24 protein-coding genes are annotated in these 22,235 nt (G+C 32.7%); 11 read left to right on the top strand and 13 right to left on the bottom strand.

From position 1 onward, the window contains the following. The first annotated feature begins 21 nt into the window (after window positions 1-21). On the top strand, window positions 22-1,317 hold the full coding sequence (locus tag KHA98_RS17155; protein ID WP_213259119.1) for a cryptochrome/photolyase family protein: 1,296 nt from the start codon (window positions 22-24) through the stop codon (window positions 1,315-1,317). A 157-nt stretch (window positions 1,318-1,474) separates the two neighbouring features. Here KHA98_RS17155 and KHA98_RS17150 read toward each other — a convergent pair whose 3' ends face one another. Together KHA98_RS17150 and KHA98_RS17145 are read right to left on the bottom strand one after the other, a co-directional pair. Continuing rightward, window positions 1,475-2,779, bottom strand: coding sequence for an ABC1 kinase family protein (locus KHA98_RS17150; protein ID WP_213259118.1), 1,305 nt, complete (start codon window positions 2,777-2,779; stop codon window positions 1,475-1,477). After that, window positions 2,776-3,438: a TetR family transcriptional regulator C-terminal domain-containing protein gene (locus KHA98_RS17145; protein WP_213259117.1), complete on the bottom strand. Its 663-nt coding sequence runs from the start codon at window positions 3,436-3,438 to the stop codon at window positions 2,776-2,778. Before KHA98_RS17145 ends, KHA98_RS17150 begins: the two co-directional genes overlap by 4 nt. Window positions 3,439-3,535: 97 nt before the next feature. Between KHA98_RS17145 and KHA98_RS17140 the strand changes: the two genes are divergently transcribed. Next, window positions 3,536-4,447 carry a TIGR01777 family oxidoreductase gene (locus KHA98_RS17140; protein WP_213259116.1) on the top strand — a complete coding sequence of 304 codons (912 nt, stop codon included), beginning with the start codon at window positions 3,536-3,538 and terminating at the stop codon, window positions 4,445-4,447. 108 nt (window positions 4,448-4,555) lie between these two features. Here the strand turns inward: KHA98_RS17140 and KHA98_RS17135 are convergent, their stop codons facing one another. From KHA98_RS17135 to rmuC, 5 genes are all read right to left on the bottom strand, one after another. Then, window positions 4,556-5,095, bottom strand: a complete 540-nt coding sequence (locus KHA98_RS17135; RefSeq protein WP_213259115.1) for a YceI family protein — start codon at window positions 5,093-5,095, stop codon at window positions 4,556-4,558. 221 nt (window positions 5,096-5,316) lie between these two features. After that, on the bottom strand, window positions 5,317-5,769 hold the full coding sequence (locus KHA98_RS17130; protein WP_213259114.1) for a hypothetical protein: 453 nt from the start codon (window positions 5,767-5,769) through the stop codon (window positions 5,317-5,319). Between the two features lie 19 nt (window positions 5,770-5,788). After that, a complete protein-coding gene (locus KHA98_RS17125) occupies window positions 5,789-6,184 on the bottom strand; it encodes a VOC family protein (protein ID WP_213259113.1) in 396 nt (131 codons plus the stop codon). Between the two features lie 41 nt (window positions 6,185-6,225). After that, a complete protein-coding gene (locus KHA98_RS17120; RefSeq protein WP_213259112.1) occupies window positions 6,226-6,774 on the bottom strand; it encodes an acyl-CoA thioesterase in 549 nt (182 codons plus the stop codon). A 225-nt stretch (window positions 6,775-6,999) separates the two neighbouring features. After that, entirely contained in the window at window positions 7,000-8,373 is a 1,374-nt protein-coding gene (rmuC, locus tag KHA98_RS17115; RefSeq protein ID WP_213259111.1) for a DNA recombination protein RmuC, read from the bottom strand. 185 nt (window positions 8,374-8,558) lie between these two features. Between rmuC and KHA98_RS17110 the strand changes: the two genes are divergently transcribed. From KHA98_RS17110 to KHA98_RS17090, 5 genes are read left to right on the top strand one after another with little or no spacing between them, the layout of a single operon-like run. Then, the gene (locus tag KHA98_RS17110) at window positions 8,559-9,434 is read left to right on the top strand and encodes a protease complex subunit PrcB family protein (protein WP_213259110.1); all 876 of its coding nucleotides are present in this window, start codon (window positions 8,559-8,561) and stop codon (window positions 9,432-9,434) included. A gap of 7 nt (window positions 9,435-9,441) precedes the next feature. Then, window positions 9,442-9,840 carry a hypothetical protein gene (locus KHA98_RS17105; RefSeq protein WP_213259109.1) on the top strand — a complete coding sequence of 133 codons (399 nt, stop codon included), beginning with the start codon at window positions 9,442-9,444 and terminating at the stop codon, window positions 9,838-9,840. Window positions 9,841-9,890: 50 nt separating this feature from the next. After that, window positions 9,891-10,442 carry an RNA polymerase sigma factor gene (locus KHA98_RS17100; protein ID WP_213259108.1) on the top strand — a complete coding sequence of 184 codons (552 nt, stop codon included), beginning with the start codon at window positions 9,891-9,893 and terminating at the stop codon, window positions 10,440-10,442. Beyond that, on the top strand, window positions 10,439-12,184 hold the full coding sequence (locus tag KHA98_RS17095; protein WP_213259107.1) for a hypothetical protein: 1,746 nt from the start codon (window positions 10,439-10,441) through the stop codon (window positions 12,182-12,184). The genes KHA98_RS17100 and KHA98_RS17095 overlap by 4 nt, the downstream gene beginning before the upstream one ends. A 43-nt stretch (window positions 12,185-12,227) precedes the next feature. Then, window positions 12,228-12,755 (top strand): MepB family protein, encoded by a 528-nt coding sequence (locus KHA98_RS17090; RefSeq protein ID WP_213259106.1) that lies wholly within the window; start codon window positions 12,228-12,230, stop codon window positions 12,753-12,755. Between the two features lie 53 nt (window positions 12,756-12,808). Here the strand turns inward: KHA98_RS17090 and KHA98_RS17085 are convergent, their stop codons facing one another. The 3 genes from KHA98_RS17085 to KHA98_RS17075 all read right to left on the bottom strand — a co-directional run bounded on the left by KHA98_RS17085 (window position 12,809) and on the right by KHA98_RS17075 (window position 17,823). Continuing rightward, entirely contained in the window at window positions 12,809-16,240 is a 3,432-nt protein-coding gene (locus tag KHA98_RS17085; RefSeq protein WP_213259105.1) for a T9SS-dependent choice-of-anchor J family protein, read from the bottom strand. Between the two features lie 301 nt (window positions 16,241-16,541). Further along, complete coding sequence (locus KHA98_RS17080) at window positions 16,542-17,294, bottom strand: SDR family NAD(P)-dependent oxidoreductase (protein ID WP_213259104.1); 753 nt, start codon at window positions 17,292-17,294, stop codon at window positions 16,542-16,544. A 154-nt stretch (window positions 17,295-17,448) separates the two neighbouring features. Next, window positions 17,449-17,823, bottom strand: a complete 375-nt coding sequence (locus KHA98_RS17075) for a hypothetical protein (RefSeq protein WP_213259103.1) — start codon at window positions 17,821-17,823, stop codon at window positions 17,449-17,451. Between the two features lie 142 nt (window positions 17,824-17,965). Between KHA98_RS17075 and KHA98_RS17070 the strand changes: the two genes are divergently transcribed. From KHA98_RS17070 to KHA98_RS17055, 4 genes are all read left to right on the top strand, one after another. Continuing rightward, a complete protein-coding gene (locus tag KHA98_RS17070) occupies window positions 17,966-18,163 on the top strand; it encodes a hypothetical protein (protein WP_213259102.1) in 198 nt (65 codons plus the stop codon). Between the two features lie 49 nt (window positions 18,164-18,212). Further along, entirely contained in the window at window positions 18,213-18,779 is a 567-nt protein-coding gene (locus KHA98_RS17065; protein WP_213259101.1) for a pseudouridine synthase, read from the top strand. A gap of 66 nt (window positions 18,780-18,845) precedes the next feature. Continuing rightward, on the top strand, window positions 18,846-19,301 hold the full coding sequence (locus tag KHA98_RS17060; protein WP_213259100.1) for a tRNA (cytidine(34)-2'-O)-methyltransferase: 456 nt from the start codon (window positions 18,846-18,848) through the stop codon (window positions 19,299-19,301). Between the two features lies 1 nt (window position 19,302). Then, entirely contained in the window at window positions 19,303-19,782 is a 480-nt protein-coding gene (locus tag KHA98_RS17055) for a hypothetical protein (RefSeq protein ID WP_213259099.1), read from the top strand. Here the strand turns inward: KHA98_RS17055 and KHA98_RS17050 are convergent. The 3 genes from KHA98_RS17050 to KHA98_RS17040 form a co-directional block, all read right to left on the bottom strand. Next, window positions 19,779-20,555: an ABC transporter ATP-binding protein gene (locus KHA98_RS17050; protein WP_213259098.1), complete on the bottom strand. Its 777-nt coding sequence runs from the start codon at window positions 20,553-20,555 to the stop codon at window positions 19,779-19,781. The two genes, KHA98_RS17055 and KHA98_RS17050, sit on opposite strands and share 4 nt — an antisense overlap. Window positions 20,556-20,650: 95 nt before the next feature. After that, complete coding sequence (locus tag KHA98_RS17045) at window positions 20,651-21,064, bottom strand: GxxExxY protein (protein WP_213259097.1); 414 nt, start codon at window positions 21,062-21,064, stop codon at window positions 20,651-20,653. Window positions 21,065-21,209: 145 nt separating this feature from the next. After that, the gene (locus tag KHA98_RS17040; protein WP_379732171.1) at window positions 21,210-22,235 is read right to left on the bottom strand and encodes an iron chelate uptake ABC transporter family permease subunit; all 1,026 of its coding nucleotides are present in this window, start codon (window positions 22,233-22,235) and stop codon (window positions 21,210-21,212) included.

Raw genomic sequence — 22,235 nt, 5'->3', positions numbered from 1 at the left:
TTTAAAAAATCATATACAATAATGACAAGACAAAAAGTTACCCTTTTCTGGTTCAGACGCGATTTACGGTTAGAAGATAATACCGGATTATTTCATGCCTTGCAATCTGATTTTCCTGTAATTCCGCTATTTATTTTTGATGAAGATATTCTGGATAATCTTCCCAAAAATGATGCGCGTGTCACTTTTATCTATAATTCTCTTGACAAAATAAACACTCAATTAAATGCTTTAGGATCTTCTGTTTTAATCAAAAAGGGAAAAACAAAAGAAGTCTGGAAATCACTAATTGAAGAATTTGACATTCAAAACGTTTTCTTCAATAAAGATTACGAACCTTTCGCAATCAAACGTGATCTTTTAATTTCTGGTTTATTAAAAGAAAATAATATCGAATCTTTCTCTTTTAAAGATCACGTAGTCTTTGAAGAAAAAGAAATCACAAAAGCCGACGGACTTCCGTATACGGTTTACACGCCGTACAAAAATAAGTGGTTAGAGAAATATCACATTTCAGGCGCAGCTCCCGAATATGATTCAGTTTCATTACAATCGAATTTTGCAAAAAAACAGTTTAAGTTTCCGGACTTAGCTCAAATTGGTTTTGAAAAAAGTACAATTAAAGTACAGCCACATAACTTAACACAAATTGGTCATTATAAAGAAACAAGAGATTTTCCTGCTCTGGACAGCACCTCTTATCTTTCTCCTCATTTGCGTTTTGGAACTGTAAGTATTCGCAAACTGGTAAACTGGGCAAATCGCAAAAATCAGACTTTCCTGAGCGAATTAATCTGGAGAGAATTCTTTATTCAGATTCTGTTTAGTTTCCCGAATTGCGTCAATCACAATTTCAAATCGGCTTATGACGGAATTCAGTGGCGTAATAACGAAGAAGATTTTAAACGCTGGTGTTCCGGAACAACCGGATATCCAATGGTCGATGCCGGAATGCGCCAACTTAATGAAACCGGATATATGCACAATCGTGTTCGTATGGTTGTAGCCAGTTTTTTATGCAAACATTTATTAATCAACTGGCAATGGGGCGAAGCATATTTTGCCGAAAAATTACTGGATTTTGAACTTGCTTCAAACGTTGGAAACTGGCAATGGGCAGCAGGAACAGGCTGCGATGCTGCACCTTACTTCAGGGTTTTTAATCCGGAAATTCAACAAAAGAAATTTGACGAAAAGGGAGAATACATCCGCAAATGGATTCCAGAATTTGATCTGGGTTACAATGAACCAATGGTCGATCATGCTTTTGCCAGAGATCGTGCTATTGCGACTTATAAGGCGGGAATTGTTAAATAAAATTCCAAATTAGAAATTCCAAATTCCAATTAAACACAATATTGTTATTCCGAGGAACGGCAAACTAGACAAAAAAACCTTTGTCAAAGTTTTAAACTTTGACAAAGGTTGATGCTTTAAAATTGGAATTTGGAATTTTTAATTTGAAATTTCCAGTCTAGTATTTCAAATAATTATCAACGACAATTTTAGCTTTTAAATCAAACATTAAATTGTACAAACCAAAGAAAGTACGGTTCATGTAAATAAAGTGTTTAGAACCTCTGTTTCCGTTCATTTTTTTCAGGTTTGTGTCTTCTGAGAAACGTTTCCCTAATTCGGCTATTGCGTTGAAGAATTTTTCATCGGCAAAATCAAAAGTTTCATTTTGGAACGGTTTTGTAAACAGAGACAACAAATCATGAAACATTTCGGTGAAATATTCAATCTCAGCAGGCGTATCGTCTTCACGAAGTATTTCTAATTCAAAAAGTTTTTGATTAAAAAGCTGCTTATCTGTAATTACATTTTTATTGATCAGTTCGAAATAGGGTGTATAAAAGTCGTCGGGAATTTGTTTCATACAGCCAAAATCCAAAGCAATTAATTGATTGTGCTCATCAACTAAAAAGTTTCCGGGATGCGGATCTGCGTGTACTTTTCTTAAAACATGAATCTGATACATATAAAAATCCCAAAGCGCCTGACCAATTTTATCACCAACTTCCTGATCTGTATTTATTGCTGTAAACTCAGAAAGGTGAATTCCTGTCATCCAATCCATCGTAATGATTTTCTCAGATGAAAACTCCGGATAATAATTCGGGAAAGCAATGTTTTCGATTTTACTGCAAGCTTCTACAACTTCCTGACTTTGTTTTAATTCTAACAAATAGTTAGTTTCTTCTATCAGCTTATCTTCAATTTCCTTAAAATATTTATCAGAGTCTTTTCCCTGCAAATTAAACATTCTGATTGCAATTGGTTTTACCAAAGCCAAATCTGATGAAATGCTATTAGCAACACCCGGATACTGAATTTTTACGGCTAGTTTCTTGTCATTTTTCTTTGCCAAATGTACCTGACCAATACTTGCAGCATTTACCGAGTTGGCATTGAATTCGTCGAAAATCTCGTAAGGCGTTTTACCAAAATTGTTTTTGAACGTTTTTAGAACCAAAGGAGCTGAAAGCGGCGGAACTGAAAATTGCGACAATGAAAATTTCTCTACATAAGCCTGAGGAAGAAAGTTCTTATCCATGCTTAGCATTTGAGCCACTTTTAGGGCGCTTCCTTTTAAACTTTTTAGTCCGTCATAAATATCCTCGGCATTGTTCTCGTTTAATTTATCCCTTGTCAAATCCGGATTGACAATTTTTTCGGCGTAATGTTTAACATAGTTAACTCCAATTTTTGCTCCGGTCTGAACCAATTTACCGGCTCTTTCTATTTTTGAAGTTGGTATATAATCGATCGTTTTCATTGTCTAGCGTATATTTTTTCTTTAAACAGAAATTTTCCAAAGTCTATTAAATGATTCATTGGTGCCACATTCATTAATTCGAATGAAGCATTAACCGATTTTTCGATAAAAATATCTGTTTTCTCAAAAGCAGCAGATTCATCGTCCATCCAGAATTTTATCGTCATCATTAATTGAAGCCAAGCACTTTCCTGAAGGGCTTTTTCCTGAAATTTTTGAAATTTTTCCTGCTCAAGTCTGTAATCGTCCGTAAGAATTTCAGCAACATATTCTTTAAATACCTCACGAAGCGAAGTCAGTTGTACTAAATTTTTAAGGGGATTTCTGTCGAGTTTTAAAGATTGTAAAACGTAACTTCTGTTTGCTGTTAGAATTTCGAAGAAAGTAAAATAAAAACTCAGCATTTTATTCTTCATATCATATTGCAGATATTCTTCATTTTTATGTAAAAGATCAATTGTATTAGCAAAAAACAATCTGAATATCTCTTTTTCTAAACCTTCCAGTGTTCCAAAAAAAGTATAAAATTCGGTTTCTTCAAAATCATTTTCTTTAGCGAAATGATAAACCGATTTTGGTTTTTGGCCTTTTTCTAAAACGTCATTCATATATTTAGAAACAATATCATCTCTGGTTATAGTCTTTTTTTTAGTTGCCATTTTATTAAATTTAGAATTTGCCCTAAAGGTAAGCAATGTTTAAGTACCTTTACTTATCCTTAAACAAGATCGGCTGTTAAATATATTATAAACTATTATGACTCAAAATGTTCTTTTAACGGGCGGAAATGGATTCATTGGAAAACACCTGACAAATGTTCTAATTGAAGCTGGGTATTCTGTGTCTGTTTTAAGTCGGTCTGTACAAGAAAACACACCAACCATTACGTACTACAAATGGGATTTAAAAAAAGGCTTTATAGATGAAAATGCGGTTTTAAATGCCGATTATATTATTCATCTTGCCGGCGAAGGAATTGTTGAAAAAAGATGGACAAACAGACGAAAAAGAGCCATTCTTGAAAGTCGCACAAAACCCATCGATTTAATATTTTCTGTTTTAGAAAAACACAATAAAAAACTTAATGCTTTTATTTCGGCATCGGCAGTTGGTATTTATGGCGCAATTACGAGCCATAAAATATGTACCGAAGAAACGCCTCCTGTAAACGATTTTTTAGGAAGAACGTGTCAGGTTTGGGAAAATGAAGTAGAAAAAATAGAACAACTAGGAATTCGTACGGTAAAAATAAGAACCGGAATTGTTTTGGGTAAAGATCAAGGTTTTATGAAAAAAGTGGCTCCAAATTTTAAGGCCGGATTTGGTGCTGTTTTAGGAACAGGAAAACAATATCTACCCTGGATTCATATTGAAGATTTATGCCAGATTTATTGTAAAGCAGTTTCAGACAAGAAAATGCATGGGCCTTATAATGCAGCAGTAACAGATAACATAACGAATGCTAAATTTTCTAAAACACTGGCGCATTTATATGGCTATACCATTTGGATGCCTAAAGTTCCGGCATTTGTATTAAAAATTATTTTGGGTGAAATGAGTGTTGCCGTCTTAAAAGGGCAAAGAGTTTCATCTGAAAAAATACAAAAAGAAGGTTTCGAATTTCAGTTTACAGATTTAGAACGCACACTTGTAAGCTGTTTGAACTAAACATAAAACAACAAATTCTCCAGATTTTAAAAGAGTTTATAATGTTGCTATCCAGTTTTTAAATCTCCCAAAAAATCTTTAGAATTTGTAGTTTATGTTTTTGGCAGTTCATTTCATTATTCCTGTCAAATCAGTCTGCACTGTTTTTGAAATTTTATTGGCAACAACATATGGAATTTCAATATTAAAGTCGGATACGGAAAGTGGAAAAGTAGACACAATCTGAATTCCTTCGGGCACTTTTTTTATTAATGCTTTTACTTCGATAATCTTTGATTTTCCATGTAGATATAGTTTTCCCTTTATATCGAATTCTTTTTCAGTTTCATCGATATTTTTTAAATCAAATTTTTCGATTTTACCTTTAAAAACCGCTTTTGGATAACGATGACTTTCGATATAATTATCATTAAAATGTTCTTGCATTAAATCCATTTTAAACCGAAAATCTTTGATAATAACAGTACAAATCAAAGTACTTGTTGAAGGTTCAAGAACAATAGTTCCCAGCTTATTTACCGCTTTTACTTCTTCAAAAAAAGGTACTGAGGCCTCAAAATTTACAACCGCAGAATTGGTTCTGAATTTATTTTGAGCAAGTATTGAAAATGTGGTAAAAAGTAAAATTAATAAAGTAGTTCTTTTCATAATCGTTAACAGTTAAACAATTATGTCATTCGATTTTTTTATTTTAAGAAGAGAAAAATCAGAACTTAAGATAAAGGCTTAAAAATAGAATGGCAGTACTCCGTGAAATATTCCATAACCAATTAATTATATACTTAAAGTTACGTAATTTCTCTGTACAAAGTTTCTGAATTTGTCCTAAATATTTGTGAATATTTCAATTAAATAAAAATGAATCAGGTTTAAATAATCTTCTTAACCAAAGCATAAGTTACATTAATTAAAAATAAAATCTGAGCCCCTATTATTAAAATAATAGAAAGCCCTATTCCATATTCTATTTTTTCGTTGAAATTTATATTATTCCAAAATGTAGTCATGTCGCCTGGCACATTTTCCCGTACTAATTTAGACAAAATGAAAATCGCAAATAAACCAATTATGCTTACTGAGATATGAAAAATGGTTATCCAGTTGAATAACTTAAAATTCAATTTCGAAAGTCCAAAATATAACAATGCTAGGAATCCATAAACAACAGACAAAAGTATTGCCAGATGTTTATATGAAATAATAAAATAAGTATCATAAATATTGATAACAACATCTTCTCTTCCTTTGTAAAAGCCAAAGCTCAAAACAATTATTATTACTGCCAAAAATAGAATATAAGGTTTACTTTTTATGTATTTCATTCTAATAAAACATTAATTCCTACCCTTCTACTTCTGTACAAATCTCAATTAAAAAACCATCTGTATCTCTCACGTAAGCAACAATTTGTCCCCATGGTTTTTTAGCAGGTTCTGTTACTAATACGGCTCCAAACGAAGTTGCTTTTTGAACTAGCTCTCCCACTTCATCTGTAATAAAACCTAATTCTATTGCAAAAGGTTTATCCTCCAGATTACTTTCAAGAAAGCCTTCTTTTAAGTTTTGAGCGGCAAGTTTTTTTGATGCAAAAGAAATAGTTGTTTCACCTGTATTCAGTTCGCCATAATCGCTACCCGGACTTATAAATTTTCTTGTAAATCCAAATACGTTTTCATAAAACGCTATTGATTTTTCTACGTCTTCAACGTACAAAATTGTATATCCAAATTTTACCATGATTTCTTTATTTAATGCGTATTAATTAAAGATAGGAAAAATTAGCTGATTTCAAGAAGAACATTGTATTTATCTAAACTCGCTAAATCTTCGATTGAACTAATATTGGCAATTTTTTCGTGCTCTTCTATCTCTTTTTTAATTTCGATATGTTTTATTGCTTTTCTAAAACGACGAACTTCTTCCAGATTAGATAAAATAAGCCCCGGTACCTGAACACTTTTTCCTTCTTTATCTTTTGCCACCATGGTAAAATAAGACGAATTACAATGTTTAATTGCTCCGGTTTGAATGTTCTCTGCTTCAACACGAATTCCAACTACCATAGAGCTGCGCCCTACATAATTTACAGAAGCTTTCATTGTTACCAGTTCACCAACTTCAATTGGTTTTAAAAAGTTTACTGTATCAACAGAAGCGGTTACACAATAGTTCCCTGAAAATTTTGATGCCGATGCAAATGCGATCTGATCCAGTAATTGCAAAATATATCCTCCGTGAATTTTACCGCTAAAGTTAGTATGCGATGGCAGCATCAATTCTGAAATACTAATCTTTGAGGATGAAACGGGTTTAAAATCTGTAGTCATGTTTGTTTTTGGTATTATCTTAATAGTTTAGTTTATTTTTTTGCCACAGATTAAAAAAGGTTAACATGATTTTTATTCTGTTACGTATATTTTTTAAACACATAGAAACATAGATTTTGTTTTTTTTGAAAGATTATGGAAAGAAACTCGTTTCTAACACATAGCTATGCGAATGAAACGACTTATTACGCAATCCTAAATCTTATGTTTCTATGTGTTAAAATTCTAATTTAAAAATTGGTTTTCGTCGTCATTTGAAGCGCGGGCAATAATACTTTCAGGAAGTGCTTTTTTTGCCTTTGCTCCCATTTTTTTTAGTCGCTCTACACTCGAGATCAAATTGCCTTTTCCGTCAACTAATTTGTTCATCGCAGCTTCGTACTCGGTTTTAGTATCTTTTATTTTATTTCCAATTCTGACCAGGTCACTAACAAATCCTTCAAATTTATCATATAAGGCACCTGCTTGTCTGGCAATTTCAAATGCGTTTTCCTGTTGCTTCTGGTTCGTCCACATACTGTCAATTGTTCTTAAAGTTGCCAGTAAAGTACTTGGCGTAACAATCACAATATTTTTATCGAATGCTTTGGTGTATAAAGCCGGATCTTCATTTAAAGCAATTGCAAAGGCAGGTTCCATCGGAATAAAAAGCAATACAAAATCAGGACTTTCTATTTGATACAAGTCGTGATAATTTTTATTACCGAGTTGTTCAACATGCCTTTTAATCGAATTTACATGTTCGCGAAGTAAATCTGTTTTAAGAATTTCCGATTCCTCATTGATCCATTTTTCATACGCAACCAAAGAAACCTTCGAGTCTACAATCATTTTTTTGCCATCGGGTAAATTGATTACAACATCAGGAAAAACACGATTGCCTTCACTATTTACAAAACTTTGCTGCACATCATATTCACGACCTTTCTCTAAACCTGATTTTTCAAGGACGCGTTCTAAAACAAGTTCTCCCCAATTTCCCTGCATTTTACTGTCTCCTTTTAGCGCTTTGGTTAAGTTTAAGGTTTCCTTGCTCATTTGTGCATTCATCTCACTCAATCCTACAATTTGCTGACGAAGTGCTGCATGATAATCGATACTTTCTTTATGCGTCTGCTCTACTTTTTGCTCAAATCCCTGAATTTTATCTTGCAGCGGCAACAAGATATTTTTCATGTTTTCGCTATTCTGTTCTGTAAATTTTGCTGATTTCTCTTCCAGGATTTTATTGGCCAGATTTTCAAATTCTTTGGTGAATTTTTCCTGAAGCACTGTTATTTCATTTTTCTGTTCTTTATGACGCTCCCATAAATTCTCAAAATCGACTTCTTTTTTAGAAAGCTGAATTGCCAGACTATCTTTTTCTGTTCTTATATTTTCTTTCTCAGCATTCAGTAACTGAAGCTGTTTATTAAAATTATTCCTGTCGTTTTCAGTTTGTTCTTTCTGCATTTGCAATTGATTGACATTTGCATTCAATCTTTCTTCCAAACTAACTTTTTCTGACTGCGCTTTTACCGAAAAGAACATTTTTCCCAAGAAAATCCCAAGAAAAAGAGCGATTACAAATGCTGCTAAAAGCGGAATAAAGTCGAACATAACTACGTTTTTTTTAAGTAAAAGTACGCAATAATACGTAGTACTTAGTCTTAAAATAAAAATTTCACGAATAAGTCCTGATTCTAAACAAACTAAACATTAAAAAAAATCAAATAAAAAAAAACTTCTACGCAACCATTTAAACAGAATGCCATCTATCTAGTATAACGTATTAAAATATTATCATGAAAAAATTAATGTTGAGCTTATTTATAGCTTTTGGATTCAGTGCTTGTTCTCTTAATAATGATGACATAAATACTGATTGTGGTGCAAATGAAGATGTAGCTTTTACAGGGTTTCCACTTTTATGCAATTATAGTGTAAAATCTTTGCCAACAAATCCGGTTGCTGTAGTTTTAGGTTCACAAGAAAAAGTAGATCAATACTTTACAAAACACGAAAATACCTGTACGGTTCCAAGTGATCCAACTATTGATTTTACAAAAAATTTACTGGTAGGAATTTTTTCGGGAGTGAAACCTACAAATGGCTACGGTATAAAAATGACTTCGATTGTTGAAAACAACTGTCAAATGGTGATTAATTTTTATGAAAGCAGCCCACAAGCCGGCGAAGTAATTTTACAAACTCCAACTTATCCATCAGATTTTATATTAATACCATTAACAAATAAACCTATCGTTTTTAATAAAGTTAATGAAAACTCAGACAATATTATAGTAGGAACTTATGCTACTTATTGTACTGGTCCTGATTGCCAAAAATTCTTTCAGTTAAACAATTTCAATGTAATGAAATTTCAAAATGTTGTAGCTGGAAAATATGAATTCGAGCAGTACAAATCTACAAGCCTAATTAAAAAAGGGGAATATTCTGCGTTCCTTAAAAATGTCCCTGCAGAAATTTTAAGCCTTAAAGGGCAAACAAAAACATATGGTTCTCCTGATGCTGCAGATCAGGGTGGAATTTACTTTCAATTGCGTCAAGGAAACATTGTTACCAAAGTTTACATAGACAATGCTGATACTGATGACCAAAGTGCAGAAATAAAAACTTTTAAGAAAGCAATTAAAGATAAAATCGAAAGCTTAAAATAATCGTATTATGAAAAAACATTTTTTATTCTTCATTTTCTTTGGACTTTTCTCTACCGGATATTCATTGGAACCAGTAAAATACGACTCGGCATCAATTGTAAATACATGGATATGGGAAAAATCTACCGGCGGATTGAGTAATCCTTATACTGCAACTCCTAAAACAATTGGTTTTACAAAAAAGATTGTCTTTACTCCGGATGGAAGAGTAATTACTTATAAAAACGATGTAGAAATTAGAAACAGTACGTATCAAATTGAAAAGGGAATTGGTTTTTCTGATAAGACAGAACATGACCTGATTACCTTTGAAGGCAAGACATACATCATAGAAAAACTTGATAATCAGAATCTAACAATTGCTACTAACAACCAGGACGCTAGCCGTAGTATATTTAAAAGATAGTTTTTTAAGTTTATAAAAACTATTTTTGCAAAACCAAACAATACCACTTTTTGAAAGACGATTTAGAAAAATACATTAGGTTATGCATACAAAATAACCGGGAAGGACAACTGAAAATTTATCAGTTGTTCTCTCCTGTTTTGTATGGTATATGCTTGAAGTATATGAAAAATGAAGATGATGCAAAAGATGTTTTTCAGGAAGCATTTGTAATCGTTTTTCAGAAAATAAGCCAATACAAATTTGAAGGAAGCTTTGAAGGCTGGCTAAAACGTATTTTTATCAATAAACTGATAGAAACTCTAAATAAAAAGAAAAAAGAAAGTTTTTTTCTGGATGTCTTTGATCCTGACAGTGATTTTATTGAAGAAGAAGAATTAGATACTATTCCCATAGAGCAAGAAAAATTATTAGAATATATAAGGGATTTACCCGATCAATATCGAACGGTTTTCAACTTGTATGTTTTTGAAAAAATGAAACATAAAGAAATAGCCGAGTTACTGAATATTTCTGAAGGAACATCAAAATCTAATTTAAATAGAGCGAAAGGCATTTTGCAGAAAAGAATTTTGAGCATAAAAAATTTTAAAATAGCATGAAAAAAGAAAAGATAGAAGATATTTTTTCATCAATGGAAAACTTCGCAAGTATTCCACCTCCGGAATTGTGGGCAAATATTGAAGAAAAACTAGATAAACCTAAAAAGAAGAAAAGAGCAATTCTTTGGTGGTCAGCTGCGGCATGCCTTTTACTGGGCTTACTGCTTCCTTCTGTATTATATTTTACATCAAACTCAGGAATTAAAACTATAAATGGTGATATCATCAATAACAATAGTGTTGTATTAGACGAAAATCAAAAGGAATCTAAAGATAAAAGCTCAATAACTTTAGATGAAAATAAAAATGACAACGTTCAAAAGTCGAATACAACAGAAAAACAAGTTGTAGAAAATCCTGAAAATCAAACAGACAAAAATGCCATAATTAATACCTATTCTAATGTCAATTCTAATCCTGCTGTTTCAAATGCAAAATCAGCAGTAGTTAGTACGGATAATAAGATTAATAATAATTCATCGGCACAAAAAACTTCAGTTTCAGAAAAAGAAAATCAGTTTAATTCGTTTTCAAAACATCCGAATTTAAACACATCAAAAAACAGTAAAAATCAAAGTGTAGCAGAAAAAGGATATTATCCTAAACAGCAAAACTCTTTTAATTCAGCTTCAAAAATGTATGTTTCTGATCCTGAAAAGAAAAATGCGGACAAAGTTTTGGCTGAAAAAACATTTAAGGCTGGTAAAACAAATAGCTTTAATACTGCTTCAACTGCTTTACCAACGAATTCAATTTTCGAAAAATACAATTCATCAAATACTGTCGCTTCAAACTCGTTTAAAAATGATAAACAAGCTGTTGTAAGCGGAAGCAAAAGAGAATTTAGTACTGAAATAAAATCTGAAAAAACAACTTCAGAAAAAGCAATTGCAGATAACAATCTAAAAAACAATTCAAGATTTGGTAGTGCTTTAAGCAAGCAAGATTCTATTCAGTTGGCTGAACTTCAAAATTTAGAAAAAGGAATTATCGCTCAGGCTCCTGAAAACAAAAAAGATAAAAAAGACAAGAAAGAAGAATCTTTAGACAAAACAGACAAATGGGCAGTTCAGGTTTTTGCGGGTGTTGCCAGTTCAGAAAACTACAAAAACGACAGAACTTTAGGTAATGTCAACGATTCTAAACAAAGTAATAGTTACGGGGTTAAAACAAAATACAAAGTCGCTAAGAAATGGGCGGTTGCTTCTGGCTTCAAAATCAATGAGCTAGGACAAAGCGTTGCAAATGTGGCTTATATGAATGTAAAAAGCAATGCTTTCTTTGGTACTGGCGATTATTTAGTTCAGAATTCTACTGTTCCGCAAATTGCAACAAATGAAGATTATGTACTGGTTTCTAATAGTACTAAAAATGCACTAAAAAGTGATAACATTCAAAGTGGAAATTTAGATCAGAGCTTACGATATGTCGAAATGCCTTTGGAAGTTTCCTATGCTATTTTCTCAAAAAACAAGGCAAACATTACTTTAAACACCGGAGGATTTGTTGGTAAGTTAATTTCTAACAATGTTGCTTTAGATGGCTATTCTATTGGTAAAAATGTAAATGCAAATGATTTTGTTTACGGTTCAACTTTAAGCAGCACAGTACAATATCGCGTGTATAAAAAAACAAATGTTTTTGTTGAGCCTGCTGTCAATTATTATGTAAATCCTTTAAACAGCCAATCTTTCAATCAGGTTCAATGGGGATTGAACTTTGGACTTAATGTTTCTTTTTAATTGGCAGGTATTTTATATAATTTTACAGAAATATAAAGTATAAATGATACCTGAAAATAATTGGACAGATGAAACATCTTTGCCAAAAAATTTAATTACTGCAAAAAAATTAATTTACGATGTTTGCGGATTTATTTGTTCTGAACCTCAGCCGGAAATTGAAAGTAAAGAATATGATGCTTTTGATTTTAAAATTGATGATAGGTCAATAAAGTTCAGATCGGCTAAAATTACACCAACAAAAACAGGGCAGTTTGTAACCTTATGGAAAAGAAATATAAAAGGAACAATTGAACCTTTTGATTATAATGATCCAATCGATTTTGTTATTGTAAGTGTACGAAAAGAGGATTTGTTTGGACAATTTGTATTCCCAAAAGAGATTCTTCTCAAAAAAGGAATTTTCACCACAGCTACTAAGGAAGGAATTAGAGCTACGCGTGTTTATCCGCCCTGGGATGAAGCAAACAGTAAACAGGCGCAAAAAACACAAAAATGGCAGCTGGATTATTTTTACAGTATAATTCCGGAAACGGAAATAGAAAAATTCACAAAGCTTTTTATCCAATAAAAGAAGGCGATTCAAATTTGAATCGCCTTTCTTTATTTTACTCTTTTTGAAATCTATTTTTTAACAATCTTATTGCTGTAAATTACTTTACCATTTTCACTTAAAGTGTAAACATAAATTCCAGTTTTAAGATTACTTAATTGAACAATTGCCGTATTCTTTTCCTGAGTCCCTTTTATTTGAATTGATTTAATTACAGTTCTTCCTGCAATATCATAAAGATTTAAAGTCAGGTTTTTATCGTCTTTTGTTTTTACTTCGATATTAACCACATCAGAAGACGGATTAGGGAAAGCATTTACCAGATACCCTTTGTTTGTTTCAAAATCAACAGTTGACAAAACATCTTTTTTCAATTCAAAACGAGCGATTACAGGTCCGTGATCTGATGTTGTTGTTGTATAATCGGCAATATCGGCACGTGGATCATAAACTGCAATTGATTTGTCGATATACTGATCTGTTAATTCATTTGAAATTAAAATATGGTCTAAGAATCCTTGTGAACTTAAAAAACTATAAGCTCCAGCCTGGCTAATACCTAATGTTAAGGCATTATAATTAGTAGTATCATCTACAAATTTCTTATAAGATGAAACTGTACTTGCATTTCCAACCCAAGCTTTTACATCATCATTAAAATCTCCTAAAAGAATTAAATTTGCGTCTGGATATTCTGCATCTAATGCGTCTTTTAAATAATCAATATCATATTTACGCTGATTGTATTTTGAAATATCTGTTCCGCTGTTTGCACGTGCGTGAAGATCAATCAGATTAATCTCTTTTTTAATACCGCCAATATTGGCTTCAATCTGAACTAAATAAGGAAGACGTCCTGATGAGAAAAAACTATCATCATTCTCTTCTGGAGTTTCTGTTCCCGGATAACCTGGTAAAACTACTGTATTAAGACGAATTTGATCGTACAAATCTTTAAATAATACTTTTGTACTTTTTACGGTAGTAGTTTCTGTATTATAAATTACAACCAGTTTCTGAGGTGGAAAATAAGGATCTAAAGGTTTAAATGAGTACGACCAAGAAGTTGAGATTGCCTTATCAAATGTTTTTCCGTTTATACTAATTTTTTGAATTAAAGCATCTAGTGCTGGCTCATCCGAAACTTCCTGAACGACATAAACATCTGCATTTAGCTTATTCATAACTTTTGCAACATTCTCAATTTGCAAAGCATCATTTGTTGGTCCAAATTCTTTACCGGTTTTATCTTTAACATCAGTTCCAAAAAATTCCAAATTATAACTTACTACATCAAAAGTATCTGCTTTTGGTATTGAAGAACCTGTAAGTGATCCTATTTTTTTATTTAATGAATTCCCGGTTACTGTTAATTCTCCAGAAATTGATAATTCTTTGGTAACAGGAACAAATCTTGCATACACTATTTTTCCTGCAATAGCGTCTGCTGCTGTAACCACAACACTTCCCTGAAACGAAACATTATCTAAAGACAACTCGTATGAAGCCGGAGCAGCAATTGTAATATCACCATAACCTTCGGCAATAAAATTAAAAGATTGGCTCGCAGAAATCCCATTTGGTAAAACATCTCCAAAATCTAAAATAGGATTTGAAGCTATATATCCAGATTCATCTGTAATGGCTACATCGTCTAAAGACCATTCGGCTGCAAAATTATTTCCGCCGGCTGTAGTTTCATACACCCATGCTAAATAGGTATGACTTGTTTTGTAATTATCTAATTTAATGTATTGAGATCTGGTATACGTTCCTGTAGTGGTTGGAAAATTAGCTGGTATCTCTGTCCAGGTAGCATTTTCCGGATTACTTTTTCCATCATAATCTACAGAAACCATTAATTTTAAACCTGGTCCAGCGTAGAATTTACGAGAATAAAAAGACAATAATGGGAATTGACCAAATGTATCTAAATGCAATTTTGGTGAAATCAACCAGTCTTTACTTGGACCATTATCTGAATATCCATTTATTAAAACTGCCCCCGGAGCGCTGTTAACATTTCGGGTTGCATTTGTGTATGACCATTTATTAGCAGTTCCGGAAATATCGTATTGTTTCCACCCGCTATTGGCAAGGACATTTGGGTCGTTAAAATTTTGCGTGTAGGGATTAATACCGTATCCGCTAAGAACAACTTCTTTTGTACTTGCACCAGCAGATACATGAGTTATTGATCCTGAAAAACCGGCAATCGCATTTGGTGCAAATTTCACATAAACAGTTGGTGTAGCATTTGAGGCAAAATCAGTTGCTGCAAATGTTAAAGAGGATGAAAAAGTAGTATTATCTTTTGAAATCGTAAAGTTTGCAGGAGAAGTTACCACAACATCTTTAGTAAGATTTGTAGCGGCAATCTGATAGCTTAAAATTTCTGACTCATAATTTGGTTCAGAAGCACCTAAGTCTAATGTCGTTACTGTTGTAGATAATGAAGGAATTAAAACCGGTGCCGTCGAAGCATCTTGTTTATTTACGGCTGATATATTTCCAATAATATCTTCAGAAACATAAAAAATAGAATATGGAGTATCTATACTTAATCCCGAAAAAGTTTTTACGTATTCTGCATTAAAATCAGTAACATCAAAAATCCCAGATTGTAAAGCTGTAGCACCGTTTGAATCCTGACCTGCTTTTATTTGTGCAATTGTTGGCGCTACGCTTCCTGAAGGCAATAACACATAATACGTTTTTGCAATTTCATTAATTTTATAAATAAAATCAAAACTCTCTGTTAAGACATTAGTAATTTTTGGATAACCTGTAGCATTAACCGGAGCTTCGGTATCGCTTTTAATATCGATATTATCAATTGCAAAAGACTGGCGACCACCGGCTGAACCAGAAATTAATCTTGCAATCCATCTTATTTGTACAACAGGCTGGTAATTACATTCTGCAGGTAGTATAACCGCTTTTCTTGTCGCTATAGGATCAGGAGCACTAGCTGTTATTCTGGCAACTGTACTATTATTTGAGTAAGCTGTAGCAGGCAATGTTATGAAAGGCCCTGTAATTCCAACACGATATTGCAAAGACATTTCCTGAAGGCGATTTGTCGCCACTCCGTCATACGGATTTCGGAAAACCATGGCATCATATTCGACTTTTATATCTTTACTTGTTGAAGTTGAAAATGCCAAACCAATTGCCAAATCAACAGATGTTGAATTTAGAAAACCAATCAGTCTGTTATAATTATGTATGTTACCATTCGTTTGTCCAGCGTTACTACTAGCTATGATGGTTCTGTCTCCAGATAAGCCGGTATTGTATACCGCAGTATTTCCGGCAGCATTGGCAACCCAGCCCTGAAAACCGTCGGGATAAATTGCAGAATTAGCCGCCCATCCTGTAAATTTTTGGCTAAAGGGTAAATCCTGTACCGCTGGCATTGTTTGCGCACTTATGTTGAGTGAGAAACAAAATAAAAAAACTAAAAATGTCATGAGATGACGGAAAGTGTAATTGTTTTTCATAGGTTTTCGAATAGAGTTTTAGAGTTCAAATTTATCGTGTTTAAAGTTAAGAGAATATTGTAAAAACTTAAATTAATTGTAAGTTATTTCAGAACAACATCTAAAAGAAGCTAAAATTCTACTCCCCTATTTTTCTTACTTAATAGCTATAATCTGCCCTCAGCCTTTTTTTAATGATTTAAATATAAAATGATCTGCTTAATCAAATTAACAAGTAAAAACCTCTTTATTAAATATTTCAAAAAACAAAAAAAAGCCGTCTGAATTTCAGACGGCTTTAAACAATAACATTTATATAATTTTATACTGCGGTATATCCACCATCAGCAATAATATAACTTCCTGTTGTGAAAGAAGATTTTTCAGAACTCAAAAAAGTAACGAGTTCGGCAATTTCTTCTGCAGTACCTAAACGATTCATTGGTGCTTTTGCTGCAACAGCATCCATTAGGTTTTGCGTGAGATTATCTTTTAATAAAGCGGTTTCTATATAACCGGGACCTACGGCATTACAACGAATATTTTTTAAAGCATATTCTGCCGCAATATTTTTAGTCAATCCCACAACTCCATGTTTAGAGGCCGTATAAGCCGGACTGTTTGGCGCTGCAACCTGACCATGAATTGAAGCAATATTTACAATACTGCCGCCACCGTTTTTCTCCATTTGTTCCAGCTGATAACGACAGGCATAAAACACTCCGCTTAAATTAAGCGCAATTACGCGATCCCAAGCTTCCGGATCATATTCTCCCGTTGGTTTTGCCGGACCGCCAATTCCCGCATTATTACAGGCGATATCCAATCGGCCGTATTTTGAAACTGCAACCTCAACCATGTGTTTATTATCGCTTGCAACAGAAGAATCTCCTTTTACAAAAAAGGCTTCTCCTCCACTGTCCTTTATACTTTTTACGGTTTCTTCACCATGTTCAACATTAATATCTGAGATTACTACTTTTGCTCCTTCTCGAGCGTAAGCTTTTGCCACAGCGCGTCCAATTCCTGAACCTCCACCAGATACAAAAGCCACTTTGTTTTCTAAAAGTGCCATATTCTTAATATTTAAATTTGAAACTACAATTTACGAAGATATTAGACCTTGAGCACCTTAAAACCCTCGGTTTATAATAACATTAACTCCATATGCCAAGCAAATGTTATTGATGTTAAATTGTCCTCAGAAACCATAAAAAAATCGTATAAACTTATTCGTCTTCGTCTAATTTCATATTACCTCTGTCTTCATGATTGTCAGGATGTGAGTTTGGATATCGATTTGGAGTAATATCAGAATTTCGATCTTTATTTTCAATCGTTCTATTGGCTTCCTCTTCTGTTTTAACTCCGCGATTTGCATTTGGATTATCTGGATTTATCTCGTGGGATACTTTTTTTATTTCTTCATTTTCATTTCGTGCTCTTTCAACTATTTCCTTATTTCCCCCTATATCTGTCACTACTTCTTTTTTCAGGTTTGCATTTTCAGATTCACCATCATGCGATACATTTTTCCCTTTCGATTCATCTATATTTTTCTGTACTCCGTTTATCTTTTTTGAGCCTAAATTATTCGTTTCCATAATTTTACTATTTTAAATTCTAATCATAATATTACGAATTCTAATCTCGAAAAAATTATGGCTTTACATTGTCTTTGTTTTATAATTGCCACTTTTTCAAAATTCAGTACCTTTAATAAGAGCAACTTAATAGTATGATATTATGAATTTCTTCAAAATAAAAACCAGCTGGTCGAATGCCGAATTTATCATCATCAAATTATGTATGGCTTCCGCTTATATTTTAGTGGGAAGCTATTTTCATGACTTTTTCAGGAACTATTATCCGGAGCTACTTATCATTTTTGCTATAACAGCAATTTGGTTTATCTGTTTATGGATAAAAAAAATCAAAGCCTAAACTTTCTCTTTTAGTTTTACTAAAGAACTATCTTTGCAAAAAATTAATCATGCATCGACACTTTATTCTTTTTAAGCCATATGGCTATCTGAGTCAATTTATTTATGAATTGAAAAGAAAGAAAAAACTTTTGGGCGAATTGCATGATTTCCCCGAAGGCACAATGGCAATTGGAAGATTGGATGAAGATTCTGAAGGTCTGCTTTTATTGACAACCGACGGAAAAGTAAGCGAACAAATAAGAAGCAAAAAAGTCGACAAAGAATATTACGTTCAGGTTGATGGCATTATAACTCCTGAAGCAATTGAACAATTGCAAAAAGGGGTAGAAATAGGCCTTGATGGCGGAAAATACAAAACAAAACCCTGCGCTGCTTTTATAGTTACCGAAATTCCGGATTTCGGTCCAAGAGCCAAAAAGATCAGAGACGAACGTCACGGTCCCACTTCCTGGGCTTCAATTACCGTGAATGAAGGAAAGTTTCGCCAGGTTCGAAAAATGACCGCTGCAGTAGGTTTTCCTACTTTAAGATTGGTTCGCGTTCGAATTGGTAATGTATATTTGCAAAACCTAAAAGCGGGTGATGTTCTCGAAGTTGATCAATTTGAGAATTAGAGAATGTGGTAATTTGATAATTATTGGAACTCCTAATTCATAACTTATAATTCATAAATAAAAAAGATGCTAAACGTTGTTCTTGTAGAACCAGAAATACCAAATAATACCGGAAATATCGGAAGATTGTGCGTGGGTACAGAAAGCCGACTGCATTTAGTTCATCCCTTTGGATTTGTAATTAATGATAAAAATCTAAAACGTTCCGGTTTGGATTATTGGGTACATCTTGACGTAACCGAATATCAGAATGTAGAAGAATGGATGCAACAAATTCCAGATAAATCCCGTGTTTTTTTAATGAGTTCTCATGCTGAAAAATCATATCTTGAAACTGATTTTCAAGATGGAGACTGGCTTGTTTTCGGAAAAGAAAGTGTTGGTTTAAGTAAAGAAGTTTTAGCTTTATTTGAAAATCATTTAACGATTCCGATGTCAAATTTGATTCGTAGTTTTAATATTGCTAATTCAGTGGCTTTTGTTGTTGGAGAAGCTAAGAGGCAAATTGGGTTGAAGGTTTAATATGAGACCTGTAATTGATGTAAATAACTTAAGTTATTCGAAAGAATTCTTAATTTATTATACCAGAACAAATATTCTTCTTAGAATATTCCTTTTAATTGGACTTGTAGTTGCTGCAATATATTTTATAAATCAAAATCAACCTACTGTATCACTTGTATTATCTGGCATTTTCTTATTTCAAATTCCCTATCTAATTAAAGAAATAAAAAGAATTGACGAAATTCAATTTAGAATTAATTCTGAAGGAATTCAGTATCAAAATTTAATTCTCGTTCCGTGGAGCAATATTGAAAATGAAAGAATAATTACTGAATATAGAAATGAAAAAGATATCCGTCATTATTTCATCTACTATATCAAAGATTCAGATCAGATCATGAAATTTAATCTAGCAGATTTTAGCACAGATATTAATGAATTAACAATAACTCTTACAGTACAGAGAAATAGATACAAAAGAGAAAATAATATTGCTTAAGTAATTATAAACTTCCCTTTTTCAGCATCAAAAACAATATGTTCGTCTTTGAACAAATTACTAAAACTTCCGTTTGAGATTAAATTACACGGTTGATCTTGTGTAATATTTTCCGGCGTCATCATAATCATTTCATCGCTTAATTGAATTGCCAGATCAATATCATGTGTGGAAAGCAGAATACACTTTTGAGTTTCCTGAGTCAGTTTTTTCAATAATTTGAATAGTGAAACTTTATGCAGTAGATCAAGATGTGTTGTAGGTTCGTCCAAAATAATTAGTGGCGTATCCTGAGCCAAAGCTCTTGCAATTAAAACCTTTTGCAATTGTCCATCACTGATTTCGAAATGTTTTTTGTTCGCCAAATGACTAATTTGAGTTAATGATAAAGCTTCATTTACTTTTACAATATCTTCCGCAGTTAATGTCCCCACCCAATTGGTATACGGCTGACGTCCCAATGCGACCAACTCAAAAACCGAAAGATTACTTGGCGGTAGTTTCTCCGTTAAAACCAAACTCAAATTTTGTGCTAATTCTAAAGGTTTGTAAATCGAAATATTTTTTTCATTCAAATAAACATTTCCTGACAATGGTTTCTGAATTCCGGTAATTGTTCGCAGTAAAGTTGACTTTCCAATTCCGTTTGCGCCAATTAATGTAATTAGTTTCCCGGAAGCTAGATTCAAATTTAGATTCTCAGCAATAGTCGTAACTCCTTTCTTGGATTTGTATCCAATAGTTAAATGTGAAGTCGAGAGAATTATTTTCATTTTGAATTAATTTTTAAACACATAGAAGCATAGATTTTCTTTTTATCGGAAAGTTGATTGAAAATTTACTTGTAAATTAACACATAGCTTTGTGCTTATAACTTTGGCAATAATTTATAATATTCATTTACGAATGTTTTCTGACCTTCTTTAAAAATATTAAAGCAATTAAAATTAATTATAATTCCTTTTGGAGCTTTTAAAAGTTTCATGTAAGTCATTAATTGGGCTTCATGGATTGGGCTTATTTCTAATGATGCCTTTAATTCTAAAACTAAACAATTCTCTACAAATAAATCACATCTTAAATCTGCATTCAATTCTTTATTTTTATAAATTAAAGGTACTTTCATTTCTGTTAAGAAATTAATCTTCCTATGTTGCAATTCTTCTTTTAAACATTCATGATAAACATTTTCAAGTAATCCTTTTCCAATAGCCTTATGAACTTCAATGCATGAGCCTATTACATTATAACTTAACTCATCTAAATATTTTTGCGTAATCATTAGTTTAATATAAAATAGAAAACATGTTTTAAAGTTTCACAAAGCTATGTTTGTTGCCAAAAGTGAAACGCCTTTTTTGAAGTTCTAAAAACTATGTTCCTATGTGTTTAGAAAACTAAGATAATAATATTTTGTAAGTTTTTACTTAAATATTTCTTTTTCGCACTAAAAGCCAGATTACCACCGGAGCACCAATAATAGACGTTATCGCATTTATTGGAAGCGTTACATCAAATCCCGGCATTTGCGAAACAATATCACAAAACAACATAATTATAGAGCCGAAAAATAAAGTGCTCCAAAACAAAACCGTATGATCACTGGTTTGAAATGTAAGCTTTGCAATATGCGGAACCGCTATGCCAATAAAAGCGATTGGTCCTGCAAAAGCTGTAATACTTCCTGACAATATACTTGTTGCAAAAATGATTATTAATCGTGCTCGTTTAAAATTCAATCCCATACTTTTTGCATAATTCTCACCCAAAAGCAAAGCGTTTAAAGACTTAATACTATTGGCGCTCAAAAGCAATCCGAGTAAGACACAAAAAGTCAAAATCACTATTGTTGACCACGAAAGATTTCCAAGATTTCCCATAGACCAGAAAGTAAATTTCTGAAGTTGTTCTGCAGTACTAAAATAACTAAGAACGCTAATAATTGCCGTTGTAAAACTTCCGAACATTAATCCGATAATCAAAATTGCCATGGTATCACGCAATCTTTGCGAAACAAATAAAACCAATAATAAAACCAAGCTGCTCCCTAATGTAGATGCTAAAACAATTCCGTATGACGACAAGGCAATCACACTTAAAAACGTTGGCAAAAATGCAGCACCCAAAATCACAAAAGCAACTCCTAAACTTGCTCCGGAACTCAATCCTAAAACATCTGGTCCTGCAAGCGGATTTCGAAATAAAGTCTGCATTAAAAGTCCGCTGACAGAAAGTCCCGTTCCAACTAACACAGTCGTAATTGCTTTTGGCAAACGATAATTAATGATAATATATTCCCAGGTTGATTTTGTTGCCTGACCTCCGGTTAAACTTGTAAAAACATCTTTTAACGGAATTGTAACAGATCCCAGACTAATGCTCGCTAAAAACATTAGAAGAAGCCCTAAACCCAAAACAATAAATAAAATAGTATTTCGCTTTTTGTTTGCCAA

The sequence above is a fragment of the Flavobacterium branchiicola genome (assembly GCF_018383905.1).
In the GTDB taxonomy this organism is placed as follows: domain Bacteria; phylum Bacteroidota; class Bacteroidia; order Flavobacteriales; family Flavobacteriaceae; genus Flavobacterium; species Flavobacterium branchiicola.
The sequence above is the reverse complement of the archived record's forward strand: the minus strand, read 5'-3'. Positions and strand labels throughout refer to the sequence as shown.